The following is an 8,716-nucleotide window of genomic DNA, read 5'->3' on the forward strand; positions in this document are numbered from 1 at the left end:
TCAATACACGACGTTCAACGTCCAACATACTTTGAAAAAATTCTAACTAAAACAGGTGTCTTGCCAGTTTGAGCTACGGCATTAAATGCCAAAATCTAGTACGACTTAACAAGACACTACTACTTTAACATAAAGAAAAAGTAGTGAGAAAATCTTCCGTCGAAGGTTTCCTCACTACTAATCTTAGTATGTTTGAGCTGTCTACGACTCGCTGCCTTATACAAAAGTAAACGAAAAGACTATAAAAAACCATCGAACTGTGAGCAGAACGATGGTTGTGGATACTGGCTCCGCCTCACTCACTCAGATAGTTAATGAGTGTTTTTTCGGTGAGGATATCAGAGTAGGTGTATGACTCAACGTAGGTATTGGTAATTTCGCCAGGTAGACTTCCGACATTGTTGTATTCAACAATGAAGAGGGATGGATAAACCTCAATAAGACGACCAATCTTGGTTTTTTGGCGTTTGCGGCCGTGTTCCAAGGTCATTTCAACCATCTTACCTTCATGGTTTTTTATGTCCTCTTTAATTTTTTTCATTTTAGCAACGTCTGTAAATGCATCACTCATGGTTATTCCTCTCTTTTGGATATGCTTGAAAACTTAAAATATTCTTTTTGGAATAGGAGTTCGACGGTCCCACGCGCCCCGCTCCGGTTTTTCTCTATAATGACCTCAATCTTGTTGTTTGGCTCTGTATCTTCCTCACCTTCACTGCGGTAATAGTCATCACGATAGAGGAAGGCTACGATATCCGCATCCTGCTCAATGGATCCAGATTCACGAATATCCGAAAGAACCGGGCGTTTATCTTGACGTTGTTCAAGTCCCCGTGATAGCTGACTGAGAGCCAAGACTGGCACCTTTAGCTCTTTGGCTAGAATTTTTAGTTGGCGGGAAATTTCCGATACTTCTTGTTGTCGGTTTTCTCGACCAGTTCCTGTAATCAACTGCAAATAGTCGATTAAGACGAGCCCTAAGTTCCCTGTTTCTTTAGCTAGTTTTCGGGCACGTGATCGAATTTCAGTAATCCTGATACCTGCAGTATCATCAATATAGATTGGGGCGGATGCCAGGTTGGCTTGGGCAATGGTAACTTTACGCCATTCCTCATCCGTCAATTGTCCTGTCTTAATAGCATGGTTATGAATGAGTCCTTCTGATGAAAGCATTCGATCAACCATACTTTCAGCTCCCATCTCTAGCGAGAAGATGGCAACCGTCATTCCCGTTTTGCTACCAATATTTTGAGCAATGTTCAGTGCAAAAGCAGTTTTTCCGACCCCTGGTCGAGCACCGAGGATGATCAGTTGATCTTCATGAAATCCAGTGGTCATCTTATCTAACTCGATAAATCCGGTTGGAACCCCTGTAACATCAGATGTTTGCTGAGACCGGGCTTCCAGACTCTCAAAATTTACATTGAGAATATCCTTGATGTTCCGAAATCCACTCTTATTACTATTTTCATTTAAATCAATCAGGTTTTTTTCGGCAACTGCAATCAGTTCATCTGTTCCCGCAGATCCCTCATAAGCCTGGTTGATACTTTCTGTTAAACGGGCAATAAAACGACGGCGCATGGCCATGTCGGCCACAATTTTAGCATAGTATTCTGCATTTGAGCTAGTCGGAACTGCGTTAACAACCTCAACTAAATAGGAAAAACCGCCGATATTTTCCAGATCTCCTTGGGCCTCCAAAATGGCTCTCATGGTGGTCGCGTCAATGACATCTCCCTGATCATTCAAGTCAATCATGGCCTGAAAAATGAGGCGGTTCGCATATTTAAAAAAGTCAGCTGGTTCAATGTACTCACGGACATAAACCAGCTTACTTTCATCCAAAAAAATAGCCCCTAGAACAGATTGCTCTGCTAAAATATCTTGCGGTTGAGTACGCAATTCTTCCAGATTGGCCATTTCTCCTCCTTACATCCTTGAATTAAGCCTCTTGGATATAGACTTTGATTTCACCAGTCACATCCTGATAGAGTTTCACTGGAACCTCGACGGATCCGATGGATCGAAGCTGATGATCTAGGTGGATATTCCGTTTTTCAACTTTAATTCCAAATTGTTTCTGTAATTCCTCTGCAATTTTCTTGCTGGTAATGGAACCAAAGGTCCGACCATCTGGTCCCACTTTCTCTGTAAAGCGAACAACTGTTTCTTCTTTCGCCAGTTGAGCCTTAATGCTTTCTGCCTCTGCAACCATTTCTGCATGAGCTTTTTCTTGTGATTTTTGCTTACCGCGGAGTTCCCCAATTGCCTGAGCAGTGGCCTCTTTGGCTAGATTTTTCTTGATGAGGAAGTTTTGTGCGTAACCTGTCGGAACTTCCTTGATTTCACCTTTTTTTCCCTTACCTTTTACATCTTCTAAGAAAATAACTTTCATCTATCCGTCTCCTTTTCTTGCGTTTCATTTATAATAACATCTTTTAGCCGAGTCGTCACCATGGAGAGGTCTACACCTCGCAGTTGGGCTGCCGCCAGGTTAAAGTGACCCCCACCGCCCATCTCCTCCATAATTCTCTGTACGTTGATTCGACTGCGACTACGCGCTGAAATCCCAATGGTATCAGGGTCCAGCTGACTCATGACAAAGGCTGCCTCTATACCAGACATGCTTAGGATTGTGTCCGCAGCTTTGCTAAGTTCAATTGTGGAGTGATAGATATTTTCTGGGGCTACTGCCAAAACAATCGCAGGACTCAATCGTTGGCCTTGGAGAATCAACTCATTGACACGTCGATATTCCTCAAAGTCTGTGGCCATAATTTCCTTAATGAAAGTGCTATCACTGCCTCTGCTTCGCAAATAGCTAGCCACATCAAAAGTCCGGTTGGTTACCTGAACCGAAAAATTCTTGGTATCCAACATGATGCCGGCCATTAAAATGCTAGCTTGAATTTTGCTGAGACGATTTGACTTGGCGTTTTGGAACTGAATAAGTTCGGTCACTAATTCACAAGCGCTGCTAGCCCCACTTTCAATGTAAGTGATAACCACATTTTCAGGGAAGTTTTCATCACGTCGGTGATGGTCAATAACAATTGTCTGGCTAAATTGTTCATAGAATTCTTTCGAGAGAGTCAAGTTAATTTTAGAGTGGTCCACCATAATTAACAGAGATTGACGAGTCACACGTGGCATGGCTTCCTCTAAGGTCAGCAACTTAGTCTTCTCTTCGGCTTGCAAGCTTTTGATGGCACGCTCGATATCTGGGGCTAACTCAGTTGGATCATAGACAGCATAAGCCTGCTCACTTTGAATCTCTGCAAATTTCTGCATTCCAACGGAAGCCCCTAGTGCGTCTAAGTCTAGATTACGGTGACCAACGATAAAGACCTGGTCTGCAGAGCGAATCTTGTCTGAGATGGCTGTCATCATGGCCCGGGTACGAGTACGAGTCCTTTTTACGGCTGAGACACTACCTCCTCCGAAGTAGATCGGATTTTTACCTTCCCTGTTTTCACGTACTACGGCCTGGTCTCCACCACGAACTAGGGCTAAGTTCAAATTCTCGAGGGCTGTTTTTCCAATAGAAGCATGATCTCCATCACCATAGGCAAACCCCATACTAAGGGTAAGCGGGAGATTCTTCTCCTTTGCTTCGCTTCGAAACACATCAATAATCGCGAACTTGTCTTTCATTAGTTGGTCTAGAACCGTATAATCGGTAAATAAGTAGTAACGATCAGCATCAACTCGACGATAGAACATCTTATAATCATCCGCAAATCGGGAGACAAAATCAGCAATAAAACTGTTGACACTGCTGACCTCCGAGTCGGATAAGCCATCTCTAAAATCATCATAATTATCCAGAGAGATAGCTCCGATAACTGGTCGTGTAGTTGCTAATTCCTCCGCCGCATTGTATTCACTACTTGCATCAAAAAAGTAAACCATATGGCCGCTTTGATCCAAATGAACCGCATAGGTTCTCTCTCCAATTGCAACGTAATGACTGCCTTCTCCTTGAGAAGACTCCAAAACTGACTGGATTGTCTGCATATCCAGCACACCATCTTCACCGGCAAAAATGAGCTCAGCGTAGGGATTATACCAGTCAATTTGACCAGTTTCCTCGTTCAGTTTCATAATCCCAATTGGAATCTTGTTAATGAGATTGGCCAAGCTGTTTTCAACTCGATCTTCTAGTTGTTTCTGTTGTTCTTCTTCCACCTGACTGACAATTACTTCTTGATCTAATAGGAGTAACAAGACAAGAGCACCCATCAATATTATAGTAATCGCAATGGGGATACCATTCATGGAATGTTGCCAAACCACAGAAAGAATACCCAAAAAGATAATGCCAATCATAAAATAATGGAAGGGGGATAGGGGAAATCTTTTCATCTTAAACCTCTTCCTGTTATTTTACCATAAAGGCCCAGTTACACCAACAACTCACTGTAAAAAGCAAGGATTTGAGAAAGGCTATTTGGCTAGCATTAACCTATTATAATGTCAAAGGTCCAACTGTTTTTGTCAAGTTTTATTAACAAAGAATCATCACCACCTAGTCTTAAATAAGAAATATACGACTTAGCCACGTTAGAATGGCTATATGCGGGTGAATTTACTGGATGTGTGAAGTGTCATCGATCAGTAAATATTTTGTAAATACAGTGTCAATTAATCTTTACACATAAGAAACCCAGCTGCATTCAGCCGAGTTTCTTATGTAATTTTAATTCTTTACCTGTTCTTTACGTTTGGAAATACTGCGAGATTTTCCCTCTAAATAAACCATTAGGATCGAAATATCTGCTGGATTGACACCGGAGATTCGACTGGCTTGACCAATCGTTTCTGGATTAATCTGTTTGAATTTTTGCCGAGCTTCTGTGGCAATGGAATCAATGTCATCCCAGTCAATATCCGCTGGAATACGTTTTTCTTCCATTCGTTTCATCTTGTCAACTTGGTCAAGTGCTTTTTGAATATACCCTTCGTATTTGATTTCAGTTTCCAATAATTCTTTAACCTTATCATCGATTTCCATTGGAGCAGGTCCAATGAAATTAGCTAAGTCATCGTAGCTTACTTCAGGCCTGCGAAGGAATTCTTTTGCTGTTAGGGCATCCGCTAACGGTTTGAAGCCAAGTTCTGTGACTTGTTTATTCGTTTCTGCGGTAGGTTTTAGTTTATGAGACTCCAACCGTTCCATTTCGGTTTGGAAACGAGTCTTTTTCATTTGGAAATCTTCCCACCGTTCATCATCAACCAAGCCAATAGAACGACCTATCTCAGTTAAGCGCATATCCGCATTATCATGACGTAGAATCAAACGGTACTCTGCACGACTGGTCAGAAGACGATAGGGTTCCAAGGTTCCTTTGGTTACCAAATCATCAATCATAACACCAATATAGCCGTCACTTCGTTTAAGGATTAGTTCTGGTTTTCCCAATACTTTTAAAGCTGCATTGATACCAGCCATAATACCTTGACCAGCTGCTTCTTCGTATCCCGATGTCCCATTTGTTTGACCGGCTGTAAAGAGACCTGAAATTTTCTTCGTTTCAAGGGTAGCTCGTAATTGATGTGGGAGAATCATATCGTATTCAATCGCATAGCCTGTCCGCATCATCTCTGCTTTTTCTAGCCCCTTGATGGAGTGTACGAGTTCCCGTTGAACATCTTCTGGGAGGCTTGTTGACAATCCCTGAATGTAGACTTCTTCCGTATCTCGTCCTTCAGGCTCCAAGAAAAGCTGGTGTCTTTCTTTATCTGCGAAACGGACAATCTTATCTTCAATAGATGGACAGTAACGTGGTCCTACTCCCTCAACAACTCCTGTAAACATTGGAGCACGGTGTAAATTATCTTGAATAATTTGATGACTCTCGTTATTCGTATACGTTAACCAGCAAGGAACTTGATCCTTTAAATAGTCCTCATCCTTAGAACGGTAGGAGAAATGATTCGGAACATCATCACCAGGTTGAATCTCTGTTTCACTATAGTCAATCGAAGATGCCTTGACCCGAGGAGGAGTTCCCGTTTTAAAACGACCAATTTCAAATCCTAACTCTTTGAGGTTATCAGCTAGCTTGACAGAGGCAATGCTATGGTTAGGACCTGAAGAATATTTCAAATCTCCGATAATGATTTCTCCACGTAAGGCTGTACCGGTCGTCACAATAACTGTTTTAGCACCAAACTCTTGATTGGTTGCGGTGCGAATCCCAATTACCTTTTCATCTTCAACCAAGATTTCATCAACCATGGTTTGGCGAAGTGTCAAGTTTTCTTGATTTTCAACAGTTTTCCTCATCTCCTTAGCATACAATTCCTTGTCTGCTTGGGCACGCAAAGCTCGGACAGCTGGTCCTTTACCTGTATTCAACATTTTCATTTGAATATACGTTTTATCGATATTCTTAGCCATTTCGCCACCAAGAGCATCTACTTCACGAACCACAATCCCTTTAGCCGATCCCCCGATTGAAGGATTACAAGGCATAAAAGCCAACATTTCTATATTAATAGTTGCCAAAAGAGTTTTACATCCCATCCGGGCAGCGGCAAGGGAAGCTTCTACTCCTGCATGGCCAGCACCAATGACGATTACATCATAGGTTTCCGCAAACTGTCTTGTCATTCTTTCTTCCTTTCACAAAAAAAGGTCAAGGCTTCATTTGATTGCAGGCAAAAAAACCTGCAAATCCCATGAGCTTTGACCATCATTGTATTTGCTTTTTAGTATTGTAGCATATTTGGATAACTTGTCAATTTATATGTACTGACGTACTTGATCATTCATATAAGCTTGGTCAATCAGACCACCACCTAAGCACTCATCTCCGTTATAAAATACGACTGCTTGACCTGGTGTAATAGCCCGTTGTTCTTCTGCAAAGTTGACAATCGCCTTGTCACCATTTACAGAAACTGTCACTTCAGCATCTGGCTGTCTATAACGAAACTTAGCGGTACACTTCATTTCAAAAGTTTCTGGCATTTTATGTGTAAAGCTAATTTGACTTGCTGTCAATTTCGTTGACATGAGGTTTTCGTGGTGGAAACCTTGACCTACATATAAAATATTCTGTTCTAAGTCTTTTCCAACCACAAACCACGGTTGATTATCGCCACCTTCTTGACCACCAATTCCGAGTCCTCCTCGTTGACCAATGGTGTAATACATAAGTCCAGCATGTTCCCCCATGTCACGACCTTCCATGGTCATCATCCGACCTGGTGTAGCTGGTAGGTAGTTACTGAGAAATTCCTTAAAATTCTTTTCTCCGATAAAACAGATTCCTGTTGAATCCTTTTTCTTAGCAGTTGCTAAGCCAGCTTCTTCAGCAATTTTACGGACTTCAGCTTTTTCCAAGTGACCCAATGGAAACAGTGTCTTCTGAAGTTGTTCTTGCGATAACTGACTAAGAAAATAGGTTTGATCTTTATTTTGATCTTTCCCCCGAAGCATCCGGACTTGACCGTTTTCATCACGTTCTACTTGGGCATAGTGGCCAGTTGCTACATAGTCAGCTCCTAGTTCCATCGCATAGTCAAGAAAGGCCTTAAATTTAATTTCCTTGTTACACATAACATCTGGATTCGGAGTTCGACCAGCTCTATACTCTGCTAGAAAATATTCAAAGACCCGATCCCAGTACTCTTTCTCAAAATTGACTGAGTAGTAAGGAATTCCAATTTGATCTGCTACTGCAGCAACATCTTTGTAATCTTCTGTTGCCGTACAAAAACCATTTTCATCAGTGTCATCCCAGTTTTTCATAAAGATGCCAACGACGTCATAGCCTTGTTCTTTTAACAAGAGGGCTGTTACGGAGGAGTCAACCCCTCCACTCATTCCCACAACAACTCGTGTTTTTGAAGGAACACTCATAGTTTTCTCCCATCTTTCGTTTGTCACGTTTCCGTGCGCGCTTTCAACGATTTGAAGGTCGTTTTGAGCAAGGCTTATTATAACACGAAACACAAAAATCCTCCACTGAATAATTTTTGTGTTCAGTGGAGGTATCATTCGAAAGTGATAATGTCTTAAGTAAATCGAATATGAAAATGTCCTCTGTGTTACATTAGAAAGATGAGGAAAATAGTTTTAACCCGAATTATTCATACCCTGAATATCTTTGCGTAACTATCAAAAAAATCATCAGAAACAAGCAATAAACAATTGCAATTCTGATGATTTTTATGAACGATCAAGCTTTTCTATAAATAAAGATGGGTCTGCTGTCTTACCACCCTAAAAAGGGTAGACTCCGCCCTTGGTGCGACTCTCGATTTTTAAAAATGTATTCTATTTGATTCGGTATCCTAATTTCCTAACAAAGGAGGACTGGTATCCCTTACTGCATAGAGAACGGGGAGTGAGAAATCTAGTCTGGAAATTCGCTCAAAGAGAGCCTGAAACTCATCCTTCAGAGAATAGAGATTAGACAGTTTTAGAATTTGTTTTCTAGCACTTTTGACGCATTTTCCAGCTATATTCACAAACAGTTTCCGAAAACGTTTCATCGTCAAATTCTTCACAGACCCACTAGCTAGATGCTTCATAAATAAGGAAAGATTATAGGCCAAGCAAGAAATCATCATACGAACTTCATTCTTGATTAGAGTTGAACTATCTGTCTTATCCCCAAAAAATCCAGACTTCATCTCTTTTATGAAATTTTCAGACTGTCCTCGTTTTCGGTAAAGTTGAAAACATTCTTCGCTAGCACCA

7 protein-coding genes are annotated in these 8,716 nt (G+C 41.3%); all 7 read right to left on the minus strand.

Annotated elements, in window-relative coordinates; translation table 11 throughout:
* Positions 1-295: 295 nt before the first annotated feature.
* Positions 296-571, minus strand: coding sequence for a Veg family protein (locus I1A59_RS08560; RefSeq protein ID WP_196092359.1), 276 nt, complete (start codon positions 569-571; stop codon positions 296-298).
* Between the two features lie 2 nt (positions 572-573).
* The gene (gene dnaB / locus I1A59_RS08565) at positions 574-1,923 is read right to left on the minus strand and encodes a replicative DNA helicase (RefSeq protein ID WP_196092360.1); all 1,350 of its coding nucleotides are present in this window, start codon (positions 1,921-1,923) and stop codon (positions 574-576) included.
* A 22-nt stretch (positions 1,924-1,945) separates the two neighbouring features.
* A complete protein-coding gene (gene rplI, locus I1A59_RS08570) occupies positions 1,946-2,398 on the minus strand; it encodes a 50S ribosomal protein L9 (RefSeq protein WP_196092361.1) in 453 nt (150 codons plus the stop codon).
* The gene (locus I1A59_RS08575; protein ID WP_196092362.1) at positions 2,395-4,368 is read right to left on the minus strand and encodes a DHH family phosphoesterase; all 1,974 of its coding nucleotides are present in this window, start codon (positions 4,366-4,368) and stop codon (positions 2,395-2,397) included. The genes rplI and I1A59_RS08575 overlap by 4 nt, the downstream gene beginning before the upstream one ends.
* Positions 4,369-4,702: 334 nt before the next feature.
* A complete protein-coding gene (mnmG, locus tag I1A59_RS08580) occupies positions 4,703-6,619 on the minus strand; it encodes a tRNA uridine-5-carboxymethylaminomethyl(34) synthesis enzyme MnmG (RefSeq protein WP_196092363.1) in 1,917 nt (638 codons plus the stop codon).
* A gap of 132 nt (positions 6,620-6,751) precedes the next feature.
* Entirely contained in the window at positions 6,752-7,873 is a 1,122-nt protein-coding gene (gene mnmA / locus I1A59_RS08585; protein WP_196092364.1) for a tRNA 2-thiouridine(34) synthase MnmA, read from the minus strand.
* Positions 7,874-8,307: 434 nt separating this feature from the next.
* Positions 8,308-8,716, minus strand: a 409-nt coding sequence (locus tag I1A59_RS08590) for a transposase (RefSeq protein ID WP_196091203.1), incomplete at its 5' end; no start/stop codon positions are given.

The organism is Streptococcus sp. NLN76, assembly GCF_015686645.1.
In the GTDB taxonomy this organism is placed as follows: Bacteria; Bacillota; Bacilli; order Lactobacillales; family Streptococcaceae; genus Streptococcus.

Bases quoted from the DNA above. Each gene is read 5' to 3' on its own strand.
- mnmA (WP_196092364.1), bottom strand. From the start codon at position 7,873: ATGAGTGTTCCTTCAAAAACACGAGTTGTTGTGGGAATGAGTGGAGGG.
- dnaB (WP_196092360.1), bottom strand. From the start codon at position 1,923: ATGGCCAATCTGGAAGAATTGCGTACTCAACCGCAAGATATTTTAGCA.
- rplI (WP_196092361.1), bottom strand. From the start codon at position 2,398: ATGAAAGTTATTTTCTTAGAAGATGTAAAAGGTAAGGGAAAAAAAGGT.
- mnmG (WP_196092363.1), bottom strand. From the start codon at position 6,619: ATGACAAGACAGTTTGCGGAAACCTATGATGTAATCGTCATTGGTGCT.
- I1A59_RS08575 (WP_196092362.1), bottom strand. From the start codon at position 4,368: ATGAAAAGATTTCCCCTATCCCCCTTCCATTATTTTATGATTGGCATT.
- I1A59_RS08560 (WP_196092359.1), bottom strand. From the start codon at position 571: ATGAGTGATGCATTTACAGACGTTGCTAAAATGAAAAAAATTAAAGAG.